Origin of the sequence: Thalassospira sp. GB04J01 (assembly GCF_000751115.1) — a bacterium.
Lineage (GTDB): Bacteria > Pseudomonadota > Alphaproteobacteria > Rhodospirillales > Thalassospiraceae > Thalassospira > Thalassospira lucentensis.
Window position 1 is genome coordinate 86,638 of record NZ_CCDX020000013.1, and the last position, 18,902, is coordinate 105,539.

Annotated in this window: 19 protein-coding genes; 10 read left to right on the plus strand and 9 right to left on the minus strand. The window is 53.8% G+C overall.

Translation table 11 applies throughout. The features are described from left to right. Positions 1–3 precede the first annotated feature (3 nt). Positions 4–561, minus strand: a complete 558-nt coding sequence (locus AMM48_RS14240; RefSeq protein WP_102784573.1) for a GNAT family N-acetyltransferase — start codon at positions 559–561, stop codon at positions 4–6. Then, on the minus strand, positions 561–1,487 hold the full coding sequence (fmt, locus tag AMM48_RS14245; RefSeq protein WP_102784649.1) for a methionyl-tRNA formyltransferase: 927 nt from the start codon (positions 1,485–1,487) through the stop codon (positions 561–563). The genes AMM48_RS14240 and fmt overlap by 1 nt, the downstream gene beginning before the upstream one ends. Positions 1,488–1,604: 117 nt before the next feature. Between fmt and AMM48_RS14250 the strand changes: the two genes are divergently transcribed. Both AMM48_RS14250 and AMM48_RS14255 read left to right on the plus strand, forming a co-directional pair. After that, positions 1,605–2,054 carry a type II toxin-antitoxin system RelE/ParE family toxin gene (locus AMM48_RS14250; protein ID WP_244271240.1) on the plus strand — a complete coding sequence of 150 codons (450 nt, stop codon included), beginning with the start codon at positions 1,605–1,607 and terminating at the stop codon, positions 2,052–2,054. Between the two features lie 44 nt (positions 2,055–2,098). After that, a complete protein-coding gene (locus tag AMM48_RS14255; RefSeq protein ID WP_102784574.1) occupies positions 2,099–2,416 on the plus strand; it encodes an XRE family transcriptional regulator in 318 nt (105 codons plus the stop codon). A gap of 38 nt (positions 2,417–2,454) precedes the next feature. Here the strand turns inward: AMM48_RS14255 and def are convergent, their stop codons facing one another. Beyond that, positions 2,455–2,973 carry a peptide deformylase gene (def, locus tag AMM48_RS14260; RefSeq protein WP_022733924.1) on the minus strand — a complete coding sequence of 173 codons (519 nt, stop codon included), beginning with the start codon at positions 2,971–2,973 and terminating at the stop codon, positions 2,455–2,457. 200 nt (positions 2,974–3,173) lie between these two features. Continuing rightward, positions 3,174–4,679 (minus strand): DNA recombination protein RmuC, encoded by a 1,506-nt coding sequence (gene rmuC / locus AMM48_RS14265; protein ID WP_101301102.1) that lies wholly within the window; start codon positions 4,677–4,679, stop codon positions 3,174–3,176. 505 nt (positions 4,680–5,184) lie between these two features. Between rmuC and acs the strand changes: the two genes are divergently transcribed. From acs to AMM48_RS14285, 4 genes are all read left to right on the plus strand, one after another. Continuing rightward, on the plus strand, positions 5,185–7,128 hold the full coding sequence (acs, locus tag AMM48_RS14270) for an acetate--CoA ligase (protein ID WP_102784575.1): 1,944 nt from the start codon (positions 5,185–5,187) through the stop codon (positions 7,126–7,128). 201 nt (positions 7,129–7,329) lie between these two features. Next, positions 7,330–8,412 (plus strand): tartrate dehydrogenase, encoded by a 1,083-nt coding sequence (locus tag AMM48_RS14275; protein WP_102784576.1) that lies wholly within the window; start codon positions 7,330–7,332, stop codon positions 8,410–8,412. A 421-nt stretch (positions 8,413–8,833) separates the two neighbouring features. Further along, positions 8,834–10,351: a SulP family inorganic anion transporter gene (locus tag AMM48_RS14280; protein ID WP_102784577.1), complete on the plus strand. Its 1,518-nt coding sequence runs from the start codon at positions 8,834–8,836 to the stop codon at positions 10,349–10,351. A 31-nt stretch (positions 10,352–10,382) separates the two neighbouring features. Beyond that, positions 10,383–11,237 carry a universal stress protein gene (locus AMM48_RS14285; protein WP_102784578.1) on the plus strand — a complete coding sequence of 285 codons (855 nt, stop codon included), beginning with the start codon at positions 10,383–10,385 and terminating at the stop codon, positions 11,235–11,237. A gap of 90 nt (positions 11,238–11,327) precedes the next feature. On the opposite strand, the gene AMM48_RS14290 is transcribed toward AMM48_RS14285, so the two are convergent. The 5 genes from AMM48_RS14290 to AMM48_RS14310 all read right to left on the minus strand — a co-directional run bounded on the left by AMM48_RS14290 (position 11,328) and on the right by AMM48_RS14310 (position 16,310). Further along, a complete protein-coding gene (locus AMM48_RS14290) occupies positions 11,328–11,924 on the minus strand; it encodes a hypothetical protein (RefSeq protein ID WP_102784579.1) in 597 nt (198 codons plus the stop codon). A gap of 122 nt (positions 11,925–12,046) precedes the next feature. Beyond that, complete coding sequence (locus tag AMM48_RS14295; RefSeq protein WP_102784580.1) at positions 12,047–13,006, minus strand: Hsp33 family molecular chaperone HslO; 960 nt, start codon at positions 13,004–13,006, stop codon at positions 12,047–12,049. Between the two features lie 161 nt (positions 13,007–13,167). Further along, on the minus strand, positions 13,168–14,085 hold the full coding sequence (argF, locus tag AMM48_RS14300) for an ornithine carbamoyltransferase (protein WP_102784581.1): 918 nt from the start codon (positions 14,083–14,085) through the stop codon (positions 13,168–13,170). 26 nt (positions 14,086–14,111) lie between these two features. After that, entirely contained in the window at positions 14,112–15,269 is a 1,158-nt protein-coding gene (locus AMM48_RS14305) for an aspartate aminotransferase family protein (RefSeq protein WP_102784582.1), read from the minus strand. Between the two features lie 246 nt (positions 15,270–15,515). Next, the gene (locus tag AMM48_RS14310; protein WP_165792299.1) at positions 15,516–16,310 is read right to left on the minus strand and encodes an ABC transporter permease; all 795 of its coding nucleotides are present in this window, start codon (positions 16,308–16,310) and stop codon (positions 15,516–15,518) included. Positions 16,311–16,404: 94 nt separating this feature from the next. On the opposite strand from AMM48_RS14310, the gene AMM48_RS14315 reads away from it, so the two are divergent. The 4 genes from AMM48_RS14315 to AMM48_RS14330 all read left to right on the plus strand — a co-directional run bounded on the left by AMM48_RS14315 (position 16,405) and on the right by AMM48_RS14330 (position 18,871). Next, a complete protein-coding gene (locus AMM48_RS14315) occupies positions 16,405–17,121 on the plus strand; it encodes a regulatory protein RecX (RefSeq protein ID WP_102784651.1) in 717 nt (238 codons plus the stop codon). 68 nt (positions 17,122–17,189) lie between these two features. Further along, the gene (arsC, locus tag AMM48_RS14320) at positions 17,190–17,525 is read left to right on the plus strand and encodes an arsenate reductase (glutaredoxin) (RefSeq protein ID WP_102784583.1); all 336 of its coding nucleotides are present in this window, start codon (positions 17,190–17,192) and stop codon (positions 17,523–17,525) included. A gap of 246 nt (positions 17,526–17,771) precedes the next feature. Beyond that, complete coding sequence (locus tag AMM48_RS14325) at positions 17,772–18,149, plus strand: CidA/LrgA family protein (RefSeq protein ID WP_101301129.1); 378 nt, start codon at positions 17,772–17,774, stop codon at positions 18,147–18,149. Further along, positions 18,149–18,871: an LrgB family protein gene (locus tag AMM48_RS14330; RefSeq protein ID WP_102784584.1), complete on the plus strand. Its 723-nt coding sequence runs from the start codon at positions 18,149–18,151 to the stop codon at positions 18,869–18,871. Before AMM48_RS14325 ends, AMM48_RS14330 begins: the two co-directional genes overlap by 1 nt. Positions 18,872–18,902: the final 31 nt, after the last annotated feature.

Below are 18,902 nucleotides of genomic sequence, written 5' to 3' on the forward strand. Positions count from 1 at the left end.
AGCCTATATCGTAAGAAATGTGCGGTAGGTGGCAAAATCAAGCCGAAATTGAATTTCCGACGATTGGCTAAGATCATCAAGAATGCGGTTTTGCCCGGTGCGGGCGAAGCCGCATTTTTCATAAAACCGGTGGCCTGCCTCAAACCGTGTGTCTGTCCACAGCATCACGGTTTCGCAGTCGGAATGCTTGTCGCCAAGCCACGTCAGCGCCTTTGCCAGCAAACGCTGGGCAACGCCCTGCCCGCGACAGGATTGATCAAGATAAACCTTGTGAAGTTCGGCTTCGCGTGTCGGCGGATCATATTTGACGCCAAAACATCCCAAAATACGTCCATCACGATCCGCAGCCACCCACATCCGACCATGTGACGCCCGAAAATCATCGGCAATGGCGTCGAGTTCAGGAAATTCGCCCGCCCGATCAAACACGCAGCCGGGATACTGCGCAAACACCGCTTCAATCAGATCAGAAAGACCATCCCCATCGGCATTGCGCGCCGGACGAAGAGCAATATGTGCGATCGCACCCGCGGGTTTGGGGATAATATCAGACCCGGTCATCAGCCCAGCACCACACCCTTGGCAAGTTTGTCATAGCCACGCAGCACCGCGTCTGCATCCATCACCGCTTTACCGGGACGCTGAATACGGGTCGGGCGCAGCGCCCCGGTTCCACATGCAATCGAAAGCTTATCATCGACAATCTCGCCAACCGGGCCGGTCTGATCGGTCACCTCAGCCGCCTGCACCTTGATCCGTTCCTTACCCAACTCAAAATAGGCCCCCGGCCATGGGGTAAAGGCGCGGATTTTACGCTCAAGCGCGCTGGCATCGTCATTGAAATCAAGTTTTGCCTCGGCCCGTTCCAGCTTCGCGGCATAGGTCACACCCTCTTCAGGTTGCTTGACGGGGGCAAGGTCACCGCTTTGCAATTTCGCCAGCGCATCGACAATCATCGTCCCGCCAAGGGTCGCCAGATCATCATGCAAACCATTGGCATAGGTTTCCGCCGTAATCGGGATTTCGCCAACCGACAGCATATCACCGGTATCAAGCCCGACATCCATCTGCATGATCGTCACCCCGGTTGCCGCGTCCCCGGCCAGAATGGCGCGCTGGATTGGGGCCGCCCCACGCCAGCGCGGCAAAAGCGACGCATGAATGTTCAAGCAGCCATATTTCGGCGCATCCAAGATCGCCTTTGGCAAAATAAGCCCATAGGCCGCCACCACCGCAACATCGGGATCAAGATCGGCAAAAGCCTGTTTTTCTGCGTCGGATTTCAACGATACCGGTGTGCGAACTTCAATGCCCTGTTCTTGCGCCCATGCATGAACCGGCGTTGGTGTTTCCTTTTGTCCGCGCCCTGATGGTCGGGGCGGCTGTGAATAGACGCACACCACATCATGACCGGCGGCTACCAGATCCTTAAGTGCCACAAGGGCAAAATCCGGGGTTCCCATAAAGGCAATGCGCAGTTTGGTCATGTCATGCGTCCATTCATCGTCATATCGGTGGTATTTTTGATCGCTTGGCGGCAATTTGGCGCTATCTTGATCAAATGACAAGCCAAGCTTGACCTTCAGATAATTAGAATATAGCCCTTGACGAATAATTCGTCAGGGGCTATATTCGTCAGAGGCTATGCGATCAAATATTTCCAGCATGGTCGATTATTTAAGAATCATGATTTACTTAAGGTCTTTGCAATGTGGACAGTCATTTTTTGTGACGAGTTCGATCATGAATTCATCACCCAGTTCGATGAGGATATGCAGAACGAGGTGCTGGCAAAGGCCCGCGCATTGGAAGTTGGTGGACCAACTATTGGGCGCCCCTACGTAGACACGCTAAAGGGGTCTAGACACCCCAATATGAAAGAACTCCGGTTCAACTACAAAAGCGGTGTGTGGCGGGTTGCATTCGCATTTGACCCCAAGCGCGATGCTGTAATTCTGGTTGCTGGAAACAAGGCCGGAACCAGTCAGAGCCGATTTTACAAGAAACTAATCAAAACGGCTGATCAACGTTACGACAATTATTTATCATCATAGAACGTACGACTTCGTACACTCTGAAATACTAAGGAAGAAAGACAATGGCACGCAAACTGGGTGAGATTTTACAAGAGCTCCCCAAAGAACGCCGTGAGCTCATAGAAACCCGCGCTGACGCATTCCTTGCAGAAGTCAGCAACCTTGAAAAACTTCGAAAACTAAGAGGGTTGGTGCAAAAAGATATCGCTAATCATCTTAATATTCAGCAAGCTTCCGTGTCCAAAATGGAACGACAGACAGATATGTATTTGTCGACATTACGGAACTTCGTTGAAGCTTGCGGCGGGGAATTGGAACTTACCGTAAAATTCCCTGAGCACAAAACCCCGCTGCGCCTCACCGCCTTATCAGACACATAAAAAATGCCCCGGACAGAAAGTCTGGGGCATTTTCTCTATTAGGCAGACTTTTTGGTCTTCTGAAGTTTCTGAACCTTTTTCAGGATCATGTTGCGTTTAAGCGCGCTCAGATAATCGGTGAACAAAACACCATCAAGATGATCAACTTCATGCTGGATACAGGTCGACAGCAAGCCATCAGCTTCGATTTCCTGTTCTTCGCCATTTTCATCAAGATAACGCACACCGACTTCAATTGGGCGCTCGACATCAGCATATTGGTCCGGAATCGACAGGCAACCTTCCTGATAGATCGAAGTATCCTCGGATTCCCAGATGATTTCCGGGTTGATCAGCTTCAAGGGTTCGGGCTTGTCCTTGTCATCAGACACATCCATGACCACCACGCGCTTCATCACCCCGATCTGCGGCGCTGCCAGACCGATACCCGGTGCGGCATACATGGTTTCAAGCATGTCGCTGAGAAGCTGTCTGATCTCATCATTCACCTCAGTGACCGGTTCGCACTCTTTCTTAAGGCGCGGGTCTGGAACAATAAGAATTTCACGCAGGGCCATTGGTCTGTAATCCGATTTCGAACTGATATCTAAAACTGATGCCCATCCGGGGCGTCATCTGATTATAGCGAATTTCGCGCTTCGAGATAAGGTTTCCGTGACCGCAAGTCAAGCAAACTGCCCCGCACGATACAGACATCAGCCATGTTCGACGCCAGTTTTGGGGCCGGTTGGGGGCATATGCCGATCATGTAATCATATTATTCCGTGTCGGTTTCGCCGTCCGGACCACCAATCAGCTCCATCTTGGTGATCTCACGCACATGGGTTTCTGACGGCAAAGGTTCTTCGATCATGCGGTCGTCGGAAACGATGTGCTTTTCCTTCAACTTGCGCGCAGACACCAGTACCGAGCCTTCCAACGATCCCAATGTCTTGTTGTAATGCTTCACCGTGCTTTCAAGCGATTTACCCATCGATGAGAAATGCTTGGCAAGGGCCGCCAGACGGTCATAAAGCTGCAAGCCGATTTCACTGATATCGCGCGCACTTTCCGCCAGGGCTTCCTGTCGCCAGCCGTATGACACGGCTTTCAGCAACCCAAGCAAGGTGGTCGGGGTCGCCAAAATCACCCCATCGCGGAAACTGTCTTCGATCAAACGCGGATCGCGTTCAAGGGCGGCTGAAAAGAAGCTTTCACCGGGCAGGAACAGCACAACGAATTCCGGACTGTCGACCGATTTCCAATAGGATTTTTTCGAAAGCTCCGAGATCACCTTACGCACATTGGTCACATAGGTGCCCATCAAGGCTTCGCGGCGATCATCGTCATATTTTTCGTCAATCGCCTCAAGATAGGCCGATGTCGGCGCCTTGGCATCAACGACGATGTTTTTCCCGCCCGGCAGGTGAATAACCATGTCGGGTTTTTGAACACCTTCGTCGGTATTGAAATGCACCTGTTCGTCAAAATCGCAATGTTTGAGCATCCCGGCCAGTTCAACAATACGCCGAAGCTGCAACTCACCCCATTTCCCCGAGACCGACGAACTTGAGCGTAGTGCGGAGCTTAACGTCTGCGTTTCCTTGGTCAGCTTGGTTTGCGATTGCACCAATGTGCCGACCTGCTCGCGCAGCTCGCCGTAAGCTTCCTTACGGTTTTTCTCAAGCTCGTTGACCTTGGTATCAAATGCCTCAAGCCGTTCACGGATCGGTTTGACCATGCCGTCAATTGCCTGCTGACGCTTTTCAAGGTCGCCTTTGGCTCCTTCCTGCATGCGCGAAAAGTTTTCGCGCGCAAGCTTCATGAACTCGTCGTTATTGACCTTAAGCGCATCGGACGACAGCGCCTTGAAACTATCAAGCAACTTGATTTTGGCATCTTCAAGCATCGCAAGCTTCTCTGCTGCGGCTTCGCGTTCTTTTTCTAACGCGGTTTCAAGTTCCGATCCCTTTTCGCGCCACTGATCAAGAATAGTGCGCAGTTCTTTCATCTCGGCTTCAAGGGTGGGCACCCGGTGGGCTGTGGTTTCGGCAATGGCGCGTTTTTCCGCCGCCTCGGCCAGTTTGTCGCGGGTGATCGCAAGCTCGCTTGCCAAATCACGACGTGTGGCTTCGGTTTGCTCAAGCTGCGACGAAACAAGGGCTGTGCGCGACTCTGTCTGGGCATCGGCGGCATCTTTGATGCGTTTGATCATTAATCCGCCAAATACGAGCGCCACCACAGAAGCCAAAACAGCCCCTGCGGCCAAAGATATCGGATCCATTGTCCCACCATTTCATTATCATCTGCGTTCTTTGTATCTGTTTTGTTCCGTCAAATCCACAACGCAACGTGAAAATAATCCGAAAGATCAGATGAAAATATTGTCGCACAGGCGCTGGCGAACGTCTAAAATTAGACTATATTTCAAAGACATATATGGAATATGGCTTTAGATCATTGTCCAGGGCATCCCCGCCAACACCGTTCTCATGACAGCCCCGGCAAGACATGGGCGGGACCTTTCGCAAGGCAATCTGGCGATTTCTCGGTGAAATGCCCCCCGCCTTAAGTTGTATTCCATCAAGACCCCCGGCGCACTAGCATAGGCGCCAAGCGACAGGATCAGGTTTGCCATGCCGACGGGCCGTTACGGAACGGCCAGATGTGCATAACGTTCTGACCCTGAACCGCACCGGAATATCGTATCGATGCAAGACATCTATCTGCGAGCGGGCAGGTGTCCGGTACGAACGCACAGACAACAGGAAACGAACAAGAGGCCACATATGTCTGCGAACGTTTATCCCGTCCCCGACGATATCGCAAAGGGCGCCCTGATCGACAAGTCCAAATACGACGCTATGTACAAGCAGTCGATTGAGGATCCGGAAGGTTTCTGGGGCGAACACGGCAAGCGCATTGACTGGATCAAGCCCTATTCCAAAGTCAAAAATGTCAGCTTTGACGCCAACGACCTTTACATCAAATGGTATGAAGACGGCACGCTGAACGTTTCGGCCAACTGTCTTGACCGTCATCTGGAAAAACGCGGCGATCAGACCGCCATCATTTTCGAAGGCGATGATCCCAGCGTTTCCGAACATATTACCTATCGCGACCTGCATGAACGCACCTGCCGTTTCGCCAATGCGCTGAAATCGATGGGTGTGGGCAAAGGTGACCGCGTTGTCATTTATCTGCCGATGATCCCCGAAGCATCGGTTGCGATGCTGGCCTGCGCACGTATTGGCGCGATCCATTCCATCGTGTTTGGTGGCTTCTCACCCGAAGCCCTTGCCGGTCGTGTTGAAGATTGCGGCGCAAAAGTCGTGATTACATCGGACGAAGGCCTGCGTGGCGGCCGTGCGGTTCCGCTCAAACGCAACGCCGACGAGGCGCTTTCGCATCCCGGCGTGAAATCGGTTGAAAAGCTGGTTGTCGTTAAACGCACCGGCAAAGATGTCGCATGGAACGACGCGCGTGACGTCTGGTATCACGAAGCCTGTGCCGCCGCCTCGCCCGATTGCCCGCCGACCGAGGTTAATGCCGAGGACCCGCTGTTTGTTCTCTATACATCGGGCTCAACCGGCAAGCCGAAGGGTGTTTTACACACCTCCGGCGGTTATCTTGTTTATGCGTCGATGACGCACGAGTATGTCTTTGATTATCACGATGGCGATATTTACTGGTGCACGGCGGACGTTGGCTGGGTCACCGGCCACAGCTATATCGTCTATGGTCCGCTTGCCAATGGCGCGACGACCCTGATGTTTGAAGGTGTGCCAAGCTATCCGGACGCATCGCGTTTCTGGCAAGTCTGCGAAAAGCACAAGGTCAACATTTTCTATACCGCACCGACCGCGATCCGGGCCCTGATGCGCGAAGGCGAAAGCTGGGTCAATAAGGCCGACCTGTCATCGCTTCGTATCCTTGGCTCGGTCGGCGAGCCAATCAACCCCGAAGCTTGGGAATGGTATAATCAGCATGTCGGCAAGGGCAAATGCCCGATTGTCGATACCTGGTGGCAAACCGAAACCGGTGGCATCCTGATTTCGCCACTGCCCGGTGTAACCGATCTTAAACCGGGTTCGGCAACCTTGCCATTCTTTGGTGTCGAACCGGCCCTTCTTGATGCCGAAGGCAAGGAACTGACCGGGGCAACCGATGGCAACCTTGTGATCAAGGATAGCTGGCCGGGTCAGATGCGCACGGTGTACGGCGATCATGAACGGTTTATCCAGACCTACTTCAGCACCTTCCCAAATGTCTACACGACAGGCGATGGCGCACGGCGCGATGATGATGGGTATTACTGGATCACGGGCCGCGTTGATGACGTGATCAACGTGTCGGGCCACCGCATGGGCACCGCCGAGGTCGAAAGCGCCCTGGTTGCCCATCCCAAGGTGGCCGAAGCCGCCGTGGTGGGTGTTCCCCACGACATTAAGGGTCAGGGCATCTATGCCTATGTGACGCTGAATGCCGACGAGGAACCGACCGAAGAACTGCGGGTCGAACTGGTCAAATGGGTCCGTAAGGAAATTGGCCCGATCGCCAGCCCCGATTACCTGCAATGGTCGCCGGGCTTGCCCAAAACCCGTTCAGGCAAAATCATGCGCCGTATCCTGCGCAAGATTGCCGCCAATGAATATGATCAGCTGGGCGATACATCGACCCTTGCCGATCCGGGTGTTGTCGATGATCTGATTGATAACCGTCAGAACCGCTAATCAAAGCGGACTGTCGAAAAGTTCCAAAAGGCCTCCGTTCTTAAGCGGGGGCCTTTTTTTCAATTGGCTAGGGTCTGATCAGTTGCACGAAGTCTTGCTTAAGCTGAACGCAAACGCCAATCTTGAGAATACTGCCCCACAATTATCAAGGTCATTCCGATTTCCCGGCAAACCATAAAAACACGACGGAGGAAAAACATCATGACAGGTGCCACCCACAAAATCGCAGTCATCGCAGGTGACGGCATCGGAACCGAAGTCATGCCCGAAGGCATTCGCGTTCTTGAGGCCACCGCAGATGTCTTTGGCATCGATCTGACATTCGATACCTTCGAATTTGGATCATGTGACTATTATCAAAAGCACGGGCAGATGATGCCCGACGACTGGCGCGCACAGGTTGGCAATCACGATGCGATTTTCTTTGGCGCGGTCGGCTGGCCCGATACGGTGCCGGACCATATTTCGCTGTGGGGATCGCTCATTCAGTTCCGGCGTGACTTTGACCAATATGTCAATCTGCGCCCCGCCAAACTGATGCCCGGTGTGCCCTCCCCGCTTGCCGGGCGCAAACCCGGTGATATTGATTTCTATGTCGTGCGCGAAAACACCGAAGGCGAATATTCCTCGGTCGGGGGCAAGATGTATCCCGGCACGGACCGAGAAATCGTCATTCAGGAAACGGTGATGTCACGCACCGGGATTGATCGCATTTTGAAATATGCTTTTGAGCTGGCACAAAAACGCCCGCGCAAACATCTGACCTCAGCAACCAAATCGAACGGCATTTCAATCACCATGCCCTATTGGGATGAACGGGTGGTTGAAATGGCGAAAAACTATCCCGACGTCAGCTGGGACAAATACCATATCGATATCCTGACCGCCCAGTTCGTCATGAACCCGGACCGGTTTGACGTGGTGGTCGCATCCAACCTGTTTGGTGACATTCTGTCGGATCTTGGCCCGGCCTGCACGGGGACCATCGGCATTGCGCCATCGGGCAACATCAACCCGGAACGTAAATTCCCGTCCCTGTTTGAGCCTGTACATGGGTCCGCCCCCGACATCGCGGGTAAGGGCATTGCCAACCCGATTGGCCAAATCTGGTCCGGGGCAATGATGCTTGATCATCTGGGCCATACCGATGCCCATGACGCCATCATGCGCGCCATTGAAAACATACTGCTGGATGAAACGCTCCGCACCGCCGACCTTGGCGGCTCGGCTGATACGATCACGTGTGGCAAGGCGATTGCCAAAGCCATACGCGACAACGCCTAAGCCGCACGGATAAAAGCCTCCCCAAAAAAAATCCGGCCAAAATCCAGCCTGATCCCGCCTTGTCGGGGTCAGGCCTTTTTATCTGCCAGCCGATGACCGGCAGTACACAGAACCGGTCTCGGGTCTTTTGCGCCGGGCCGTTTTTACGTTCGAAAGCCCCCTTATCTCTGCCCGTCTTAATATTGCCGGTTGTGTCGGTTCTGGAATTGCTTTAAGTAAATCGGCGCTGCAATGTGGCAAACCTTGCTTATCCTTTGATGGACACTAGGCCGATGTAAGAACTGTTTCGATAAATTCCTGCCTGCGACCGGTCTGATTTTTTCAGCGCCGACGTTACACGCGTGGCAGTGACGAAACAGCGTTCCGCCCACCCAAATTCCTAAACTCTATCTGCTTTTTGTCCGCCAGATGGCGCGGCAATATGAAAATTTCGACTGGAGACAAGTCTGTGAACACCGATTTCCTTCCGCAATTGCGGACCGAATGGTTTGGCAATATCCGTGGTGATGTTCTGGCCGGGATCGTCGTGGCCCTTGCCCTGATCCCCGAAGCCATCGCCTTTTCGATCATCGCCGGGGTCGATCCGAAGGTTGGGCTGTATGCCTCTTTCTCGATTGCGGTGATTACCGCCATTGTCGGCGGACGTCCGGGCATGATTTCGGCCGCCACGGCAGCCACCGCGGTCCTGATGATCACGCTGGTGCGTGAACACGGGCTTGAATATCTGCTGGCCGCAACGGTTCTTGCCGGTTTGCTACAGATTTTTGCCGGCATTCTCAAACTCGGCTACGTCATGCGATTTGTCTCAAAATCGGTGATGACCGGTTTTGTCAATGCGCTGGCGATCCTGATCTTTATGGCGCAATTGCCCGAACTGACCAATGTTACCTGGGTGACCTATGCCATGGTCGCGGGCGGGCTTGCGATCATTTATCTGTTCCCGCGCATCACCAAAGTGATCCCATCGCCATTGGTCTGTATCATCGTCCTGACGGTGATATCGCTGTTTATCAATGCTGATTTGCGGACCGTGGGTGATATGGGTGAACTGCCCTCTACCCTTCCGATTTTCCTGATCCCCGACATTCCGCTTAATCTTGATACCCTGATGATCATCCTGCCCTACTCAGCAGCAGTTGCGGTTGTCGGCCTTTTGGAATCCCTGATGACCGCGCAGATTGTCGATGATCTGACCGATACATCATCAAACAAAAACCGCGAATGCATTGGTCAGGGTATTGCCAATACTGCCACGGGCTTTATCGGTGGTATGGCCGGGTGTGCAATGATCGGCCAGTCTGTGATCAACGTGAAATCCGGTGGTCGCGGTCGGTTGTCGACCTTTGTGGCCGGAACTTTCCTGCTGTTCATGATCGTCGTCCTAAGCGACATCGTCAGCATCATTCCGATGGCCGCCCTGGTTGCGATCATGATCATGGTGTCGATCGGCACATTTAGCTGGTCCTCGATCAAGAACCTCAAAGAACATCCGCGCAGTTCATCCATCGTCATGCTGGCCACGGTGATCACGGTTGTCGGCACCCACAACCTCGCGATTGGGGTTCTGGTCGGGGTTCTTTTGTCGGGCATTTTCTTTGCCTGGAAAATTTCCCAGATTTTCCGTGTTACCAGTACCCTTTCAGAAGACACAACACACCGAACCTACAATGTCGAAGGTCAGGTATTCTTTGCCTCGGCCGATGATTTCACCGCCGCTTTTGATTTCAAGGAAGCGCTGGACAAGGTCACGATTGATGTCAGCCACGCCCATATCTGGGACATTTCAAGTGTTGCATCCCTTGACATGGTCGTGCTGAAATTCCGTCGTGAAGGGGCCGAAGTCGAATTGATCGGTCTCAATGAAGCCAGTGAAACAATCGTCGATAAACTGGCCATCCATGATAAGCCCGGCGCGCTTGAACGCCTGATGGGCCACTAAGCCCACAGGGCAAGGGAAAAGGGAAACGATCATGACACATCTGATCGCATTGATTGACGGATCGGGTTATTCGCAAAGCGTTTGCGACCTCACACGCTGGGTTGCCGAGCGCACCAGCGCCTCGGTTGACCTGATGCATGTTCTGGGCCGGCGTGGTGTGGGTTCCGAACCCGCCGATCTGAGTGGTAATCTTAAGCTTGGCGCACGCACAGCCTTGCTCAAGGAGCTTTCCGATCTCGATGAGCAAAAAGCCAAGCTTGAACTCAAACGCGGTCGCTTGCTGCTTGAAGAAGCCAAATCCGGGCTTGAGGAAGGTGGCCTTAAAACCGTCGGCACCAAATTGCGCCACGGCGACCTGATCGAAAGCCTTGCCGAATTTGAAGGCGATGCCGATTTGATCGTGATTGGCAAACGCGGGGAAGCCGCCGATTTTGCCAAACTGCATCTGGGATCGAACCTTGAACGGGTTGTCCGTGCGGCCCACAAACCGGTTCTGGTGGCATCACGTGCGTTCAAACCGATCGAGAAATTCCTGATCGCCTTTGATGGCGGGGAAAGTGCCATGAAGGCTGTGCGCCACATTGCCGCGGGCAAGCTGTTTACCGATTTGCCCTGCACCTTGCTGTGCGTTGGCAAATCAACCGACAGCCTGCAGGAAAAACTCGATCAGGCCGCAGAAATCCTGCGCACCGCAGGCTATAGCGTCAACGCCGAGTTCGCCGCAGGCGAACCCGAAGACGTGATCAAGGACCGGATCAAAGCCGATGCCATCGACCTTCTTGTCATGGGCGCCTATGGCCATTCACGCATCCGCAACCTGATCATCGGCAGCACCACCACCGAAATGGTGCGCTCCTGCCATGTCCCAGTGATGATGTTCCGCTAGAAGCGGCCATTTTTACAATCATCAGACAATAAAAAGCCCGGCAGATGACCTGCCGGGCTTTTGTCACACATAACGGATTTCGCGTCTTAATCAGCGGACCAGAAAACGTCCAAGGTTACTGTTGATCTGACGTTCAAGTTCGCGATCAAGGTCCATCAGCAAGGTGGCTGTTTCGTCGTAAATTGCTTTTTCACGCTCGGCGACCGACATTGATTCTGAAAGTGTGTGCGACCGTGCGGCCATGGCCTGCACTTCGCCCTTCTGAACGCCATTGGCATCGAGAAGCTCAAGTTTGGCCGCAACCTTAAGCTCGATATTTTCAGACTGATCATCGGTAAAGGCACCTTTGATGCCCTTGGTCGTTTTAAGTGCGTTTGACGTGATCGACGCCTCGGTCACGGAATAGCGCAGCATGTCGCTGGTACCGGCCGTCTGGATACGGTCATCGGGCCAGTTCATTGCCATTTTGCCAAGGCTGAAGGGCAGGCTGCTGGCCATGGAGCCATTCACTTTTGAATCCCACGCAGCAACTTTTTCAACCGGCCCGGCGGCAAACACAATCGGTTGAAGATGACGCCAGGTGACATCGGGGTAATTTGCCACCGGCGTGCTGGTGCAGGCCGCCAGCAGCGCAACCATGACACCGGCAATGCTTGCGCGCATGCCATTGATGGACAATACCTTCATGAAATCAAACTCCCTCGTCATTCAAAACTCATACAAAAACGTCACCATGGATTTGGTTATCCATGGTGACGTTGCGTGATGATTAAGGCAAGCCTGTGACAGGCGAATGCGCTGTAATCTTTTTATGAACTTTGCGCGTCATCGGCCTTAAAAGCCCGAATGTCTGCTTCGTTAAAGCCATAGCGCGTGTTGCAGAACTGGCACGACACCGCAACTTCACCGCTGTCACTTTCGCGCATCGACAGCAATTCGTCGAGTGGATAGGTCACAAGCGCACCTTCGATCTTTTCGCGCGAACAGCGACATTTGAACCGCAATTCCGCCTGTTCGAACACACGCGGTTCTTCATCATGGAACAGGCGCCAGATCAAATCATGTGCCGACAGTGAAATATCGACAAGTTCGGTTTCCGTCGCACTGGTCATCAGGATTTTTGACCTGTTCCAGTCCTCGGCAACCTTTTCGCCTTCTTCCGGGGTGGCGGCATCGCCAGATGCACTGACCGGCAAGCGTTGCAGGAACAATCCCCCAACCCACCAGTCGGCATCAACCTCACCCTGATGAACTTCAAGTTTGAAGGCGGTTTCAAGCTGCTCTGACTGACGGAAATAGGCCTCTGCACATTCCGAAAGGGTTGCCCCCTCAAGCGACACAATACCCTGATAGCGTTCATGTTCATCACCCTGATCGACCGTAAAGGCAATATGCCCGTTGCCCATCAGTTTAAGAACCTGCCCACGAAGGGCCTCTTCCCCGCCTTCTTCGGCGGCGATCAGGGTATTGAGGCGGTCTTCATCAACCCGAAGGCACGCCCGTACATTGCCCTCACTGTCAACATCGACCACCAGCATGCTGATCGGCCCGTCCGACGATGTCTGAAGGGTAAACAGCCCGTCATATTTCAACGACGACGACAACAGCACCGCAAGGCCAATCATCTCACCCAAAAGGTGGTTGGCAAGCGCAGGATAACTATGCTGACCAATGATGGTCTGCACCAATGGGCCAAGGCGCGTAAAGCGGCCACGGATGTTGGAATGATCCAGCGTGAAGGGCTGGCAAAAATCGACAGCGATCTGCATGTTCGGCTTCCGATGTTGTGCGTGTTTGGGCCGTATAACAAGTTCGGCCCGTCATTGTCGAGGCGCTTTCATCAAACGCCCACATACATAACTCAGCATGGCAAAAGGGGCAGTCAAAACTGCCCCTCGCGAATTCGTAATGCCTTATTTAGGTTGCCTACTCAGGATGGCAAGCCGTTAAAGCAGTATAGCAGAACCCCTTTCTGCGCATGCAGACGGTTTTCTGCTTCGTCAAACACCACCGATTGCGGTCCGTCGATCACCTCGTCGGTGACTTCTTCGTTACGATGTGCTGGCAGGCAATGCATGAAAATCGCATCCGTCTTGGCCTGCGCCATGGTTTTGGCGTTGATCTGATAGGGGGCCAATGCTTCCATGCGGGCGTCGTAATCTTCATCCCCCATCGAAACCCAGCAATCGGTGACAACAACATCAGCACCGGCCAGCGCACTATCAAGGTCGGTCATCCGCACCTTGCCACCATCGGCATTGGCGGTCTCAATCATCCCCTGATTGGGGCGATAGCCCGCCGGGCAGGCCATATCCATTGAAAAGCCGAATTTCGACGAGGCATGGATAAAGGATGCCGACACGTTATTGCCATCCCCGACCCAGGCAAATTTAAGCCCGTCAAGACGGCCCTTATGTTCCTTGATCGTCATCAGGTCGGCCATGATCTGGCACGGGTGGCTTTGATCGGTCAGGCCATTGATCACCGGCACCGTGGCGTATTTCGCCATTTCCAAAAGTTTGGATTCATCGGTGGTACGGATCATGATCGCATCGACAAAACGCGACAAAACGCGCGCCGTATCGGCAATGGTTTCGCCGCGGCCAAGCTGGCTGCTGTCGGCATCAAGCACGACAACATCACCGCCAAGCTGACGCATACCGACTTCAAATGACACGCGTGTACGGGTCGATGGCTTTTCGAAAATAAGGGCCAGAGTTTTACCCGCAAGCGGCTTGTCCCCAAACGGGGCTTTACCCGCTTTTTCGGAATCCCCAAGGGTCAGAATATCGTTCAGCGTGCCCGACGGCAGCACATCGATATCGAGAAAATGGCGAATATCAGTCATAAATCAATCTTCCTTACTGCGCGCCATTACGGCGCGAGAGCAGCCGCGCACGCATCAATTGCGGTCAGCGCCTCGTCAACATGGGTTTTGGTGATGTTAAGCGGCGGTATAAGTCGCACCACATTGTCGCCTGCCGGAACCGTCAAAAGGTTCAACTTACGCAGTTTGGCGACAACTTCACCGTTGTTTGGCACCGTTTTCATGCCCAAAAGAAGGCCCCTGCCGCGTACTTCGTCGATAAAGCCCGGATGCTTGCGCGCAATCGCATCAAGCCCGTCACGGATCAAGCCGCTCATCTCAAGCACATGGTCCAGGAAACCGGGTTTCAGAACTTCATCAAGCACCGCATTGGCCGCCGCCGTTGCCAGCTGATTGCCGCCAAAGGTCGTCCCGTGCATGCCCGGCGAAAAGGCCGCTGCGGCCTTTTCATTGGCCAAAAGGGCGCCGATCGGGAATCCGCCGCCAAGACCCTTGGCTGAAGACACAATATCGGGCTGCATGTCTGACCATTCATAGCAAAACAGCTTACCAGTCCGGCCAATACCAGTCTGAACTTCGTCAAACATCACAAGCAGGCCAAACTCGTCGGCCGCCTTGCGCACCCCTTCAAGATAACCATCAGGCGCCTTGCAAATCCCGCCTTCGCCCTGAATGGGCTCAAGCAAAATACCGCCGGTGTTTTCGGTAATGCCATTGCGCAATTCATTGAGATTGCCAAAGGCCACCCGGTCAAAACCGTCTGGCATCGGGCCAAAGCCCTCACGGTACTTTTCGCTATATCCCGCGGTCAGCGTGCCCAAGGTCCGGCCATGAAACGCATTGGTCGCGACCAATATGCGGTTCTTTTGCGCATGGCCCGACACATGCTGATACCGGCGCAGCATCTTGATGCCCGCCTCGTTGGCTTCCGCACCGGAGTTACAGAAGAAAACCGTATCGGCAAAACTGTTGGCAATCAGTCGTTCGGCCAGTTTCTGCTGACCGGGCATCTGATACAGGTTCGATGTATGCCAAAGTTTGCCAACCTGTTCGGTCAGTTCTTTAACAAGATGCGGGTGCGAATGGCCAAGGGTATTGACCGCAATACCCGACCCGAAATCAAGGAATCGTCGGCCGTCCTGCGCAAAGAGATAAGGTCCAACACCTTTCTCAAAGGCCAGATCGGCCCGCGCGTAGGTCGGCATGACGGGAGTAATCACTTTTTCATTCCTCGAATTAGGGTAGAAATTACATTCTTGACCGTTTGGTCAGCTCCGGCAGAATACCGGGAAGCCGGGGAGTATCAAGAGATTCATGATGCCTGTCAACGTCGCAAAAAGCACTTAGAAAGCTGATTTGGCAAAGGTTATGGAAATGAAAAAGGGCAGCATCCACGATGTGATGCTGCCCGATTGATTGAATTTTGCGCCAGACCGCGCTGTTTGGCGTGGTTACGCCTTAAGCTTATACCCGCTTTTGATCATGCGATAGCACAGCAACCACAGCAACGCATTGACCGCTGCCAACACAACAACGCCTGTCATGATGGTGCCGTCCGAAATGCCGGTAAAGCCATAACGGAACCCGTCAATCATGTAGAAAAACGGGTTGAAATGCACCAGAATCTGCCCCGCTTCGGGCAGGCTGTCCGCACTGTAAAACGTGCCTGACAGGAACGACAGCGGAGTGACGACAAAGTTGGTGACCACGGCGATATGGTCGAACTTCTCGGCCCAGACGCCGCCCGCAATCCCCAGAAGGGCCAGCATCAAGGACGCAGAAATCCCGAAATACAGGATCGCCCAGATGTTATGGATGCGGATATCGACAAAGAACGCCATGACAATGGCGGTAACAGCACCGACCATCACACCACGGGTCACCGCACCAAAGGCAAACCCGGCAACCATTTCACCGGCTGACAATGGCGGCATCAAAACATCGACAATATTGCCCTGAACTTTCGCAATCGTCAGCGAACTTGATGAATTGGCAAAGGCGTTTTGCGCCATGGTCATCATGACAAGACCGGGGGCGAGGAAGGTGGCGAAGGCAATGCCATTTACTGTCTCAACCGCCCGGCCAAGCGCCAGCAGGAACACAGCAAGAAACAGAAGACTGGTCACAACCGGCGCGCCAATGGTTTGCAGATGCACATTGAGGAAGCGTCGAACTTCCTTGGCATACAGCGTCCAAAGACCAAGCCAGTTGACCGCGCCCATCTGACGTGGGGCTAGTTCACTCATAGAATTTCCTTCGGAAAAATGCAGACAATTGCCGGTAAAATAGGGAGAGTAGGGTACTTGTTGCAAGGGTGCGTATTCATTCATGATGGCGAACATGACACAAAAACAGCGCCAAGGCCCGGAAACCCTGGAGTCTGACGGCGAAAACAAGCCGGTCGGAAATGCCCGTTTTTCGACTTCAAACCGGAAAAACACCCAAAACGCCAAGGACAAGCAGCGCGAAGCCAACCGCCCGCGCCGTGTCACGCGTGATTATCTGATGAATTACGCGACCTGGTATCTTGAACGGTTTGCCGCCTCACGTGCCCGGCTTGAAAAACTGATGCGCGGTAAAATACGTCTGTCGGCGGCGGAATATGGCACCGATCCCGAAGAAGCCGAAAACTGGATGAAGTCGGTTTTGGCCGCCTGCGAACAGGCCGGGTTTATTAATGATGATGCCTATGCCAAGGGACGGGCAAGATCGCTTTTTCGCAAGGGCAAAGCCATGCGGGTTATTGCGGCTGACTTGTCATCACGCGGGATCGCATCCGATCAGATTGATACCGCACTCAAGGATCTTAAGGCCGAGGCCGAACAAGCCGCCTATGACGAGGTCCGCGGCACCGACCCCAACATTGCCGCCGCTGCCGCCTATGCCCGTCGTCGCCGCCTTGGCCCGTGGCGACGTCCTGATATCCGCGATGAAAAACGCGAAAAAGATATGGCCGCCCTCGCCCGACAGGGATTTGGCTATGACACCGCCACCCGCATCATCAACAGCGACCTTGATGAACTGAATGATCTGTTGTCGATGATTGACGGCATTTGATCGCCGGATCAAAGGCGGTTATCACTAATCCATCCTTTTGCATCCCTGTTGATACGGAGACCCCAGACATGATGGTCCGCATCTATCACAATCCGCGCTGTTCCAAATCGCGTCAGACACTGGCACTGATCGAAGAAAAAGGCATCACACCCGATGTCATTCTTTATCTCGACACACCGCCGTCCCCGCAAGAAATGTCGGAACTGATTGAGATGCTCGGCATGAAACCCGAAGACATCCTGCGCAAAAAGGAAGCCAAAGAAGAAGGCATTGCCGATCTGCGTGGGCAGGAGCTTATCGAGGCGCTTTGCGCCCATCCGCGCGCCCTCGAACGTCCTATTGTGGTCAATGGCCACAAGGCCGTTCTGGGCCGTCCGCCGGAAAACGTGCTCGATATTCTGTAATCCGTCACAGGCTGCGTCATGCGGCGACATAAAACCGGTCATCTTTTTACATCATGCCCGCGAAGGCGGGCATCCATGTATGCCCAGGCTCCCTGTTAGAAAGCCGGGAAACACCCGTAACATAAAACGCCTGTGCCCATTCGGCACGGGCGTTTTTCGTTCTTAGTAAAAGTCTAATACCCCGAATGCCATTATGTCATAGGCTCAGAAACGCATAAATGAACCGCACCTATCGGGAGGCCATTGATGATTGCCGCATTCGCCCTGATACTTGTTTGCCAGTTGTTTGGCGAAGTCATATCGGAACTGTTTGACCTGCCGGTACCCGGTCCGGTGATCGGGCTGGTGCTGTTGTTCTTTGGCTTGTTGATCAGTCGCAAACCGCCAAAGGTCCTGACCGATGCGGCCGATAACCTTCTGATCCATTTTTCATTGCTGTTTGTCCCCGCCGGTGTCGGCGTTGTCACCCAGATTGACCGGCTTAAGGGCGATTGGCTGCCGATTGCGGCGGCTTTGATTGTATCGACCTTGCTCGCCATCGTGCTGACCGCGATGCTGATGTCAAAGCTTCTGCCCAAACAAACCGATGTATCTACCCCAGATAGCGCAAAGGATGCATCGTAATGGAAACCGATATCACACAGCTTTGGGTTTATCTGTCGACCAAACCGCTGACCGGACTAACCATCACGCTTGTCGCCTATTCCATCGGGTTCTGGCTCTATCAGAAAAGCAACCGCAACCCCATGTGCAATCCGGTCGTGATTGCCATTGCCCTGATCGCGTTTCTTCTCAAGATCACAGACACCCCCTATGCCACCTATTTCGAAGGCGCACAGTTTGTGCACTTCCTGCTTGGCCCGGCCACCGTTGCCTTGGCCGTGCCGCTGTTTCGTCAAACCGAAACGCTTAAACGCGCCATGCCGGTGATTGTCTTTGGCGTTTTATTCGGATCGTTGGTGGCCAGTGCCAGCACGGTTCTTCTGGCGTGGGCTTTGGGCGCAAGTCCGGAAACACTGGCGTCACTGGCCCCAAAATCGGTGACCACCCCGGTTGCCATGGGCATTGCCGAAAACATTGGTGGCGTTCCGGCCCTGACCGCTGTCTGCGTCATTGCCACGGGTATTGTCGGGGCAACCATTGGCCCGATGGTGATGAATATGGCGCGATTGAAAGACTGGCGGGCACGGGGCTTTGCCATGGGCGTCGCATCGCACGGGATCGGAACCGCGCGCGCCTTTCAGGTCAATGAAACGGCGGGGGCTTTTTCCGGATTGGCGATGGGGCTCAATACAATGGCAACCGCCATCACCATCCCGTTTTTGTGGCACTGGATATTTGGCTAAGTCAAAGATGGTCGGGTGAGCCAAAGCCCAC

Excerpts from the sequence above, each read along its gene's own strand:
- AMM48_RS14290 (WP_102784579.1), bottom strand. The coding sequence starts at position 11,924 with ATGAAGGTATTGTCCATCAATGGCATGCGCGCAAGCATTGCCGGTGTC.
- AMM48_RS14255 (WP_102784574.1), top strand. The coding sequence starts at position 2,099 with ATGGCACGCAAACTGGGTGAGATTTTACAAGAGCTCCCCAAAGAACGC.
- argF (WP_102784581.1), bottom strand. The coding sequence starts at position 14,085 with ATGACTGATATTCGCCATTTTCTCGATATCGATGTGCTGCCGTCGGGC.
- AMM48_RS14285 (WP_102784578.1), top strand. The coding sequence starts at position 10,383 with ATGACACATCTGATCGCATTGATTGACGGATCGGGTTATTCGCAAAGC.
- acs (WP_102784575.1), top strand. The coding sequence starts at position 5,185 with ATGTCTGCGAACGTTTATCCCGTCCCCGACGATATCGCAAAGGGCGCC.
- AMM48_RS14330 (WP_102784584.1), top strand. The coding sequence starts at position 18,149 with ATGGAAACCGATATCACACAGCTTTGGGTTTATCTGTCGACCAAACCG.
- AMM48_RS14305 (WP_102784582.1), bottom strand. The coding sequence starts at position 15,269 with ATGCCGACCTACGCGCGGGCCGATCTGGCCTTTGAGAAAGGTGTTGGA.
- AMM48_RS14240 (WP_102784573.1), bottom strand. The coding sequence starts at position 561 with ATGACCGGGTCTGATATTATCCCCAAACCCGCGGGTGCGATCGCACAT.
- fmt (WP_102784649.1), bottom strand. The coding sequence starts at position 1,487 with ATGACCAAACTGCGCATTGCCTTTATGGGAACCCCGGATTTTGCCCTT.
- AMM48_RS14280 (WP_102784577.1), top strand. The coding sequence starts at position 8,834 with ATGAAAATTTCGACTGGAGACAAGTCTGTGAACACCGATTTCCTTCCG.
- AMM48_RS14325 (WP_101301129.1), top strand. The coding sequence starts at position 17,772 with ATGATTGCCGCATTCGCCCTGATACTTGTTTGCCAGTTGTTTGGCGAA.
- AMM48_RS14275 (WP_102784576.1), top strand. The coding sequence starts at position 7,330 with ATGACAGGTGCCACCCACAAAATCGCAGTCATCGCAGGTGACGGCATC.
- AMM48_RS14315 (WP_102784651.1), top strand. The coding sequence starts at position 16,405 with ATGACACAAAAACAGCGCCAAGGCCCGGAAACCCTGGAGTCTGACGGC.
- arsC (WP_102784583.1), top strand. The coding sequence starts at position 17,190 with ATGATGGTCCGCATCTATCACAATCCGCGCTGTTCCAAATCGCGTCAG.
- def (WP_022733924.1), bottom strand. The coding sequence starts at position 2,973 with ATGGCCCTGCGTGAAATTCTTATTGTTCCAGACCCGCGCCTTAAGAAA.
- AMM48_RS14310 (WP_165792299.1), bottom strand. The coding sequence starts at position 16,310 with ATGAGTGAACTAGCCCCACGTCAGATGGGCGCGGTCAACTGGCTTGGT.
- rmuC (WP_101301102.1), bottom strand. The coding sequence starts at position 4,679 with ATGGATCCGATATCTTTGGCCGCAGGGGCTGTTTTGGCTTCTGTGGTG.
- AMM48_RS14295 (WP_102784580.1), bottom strand. The coding sequence starts at position 13,006 with ATGCAGATCGCTGTCGATTTTTGCCAGCCCTTCACGCTGGATCATTCC.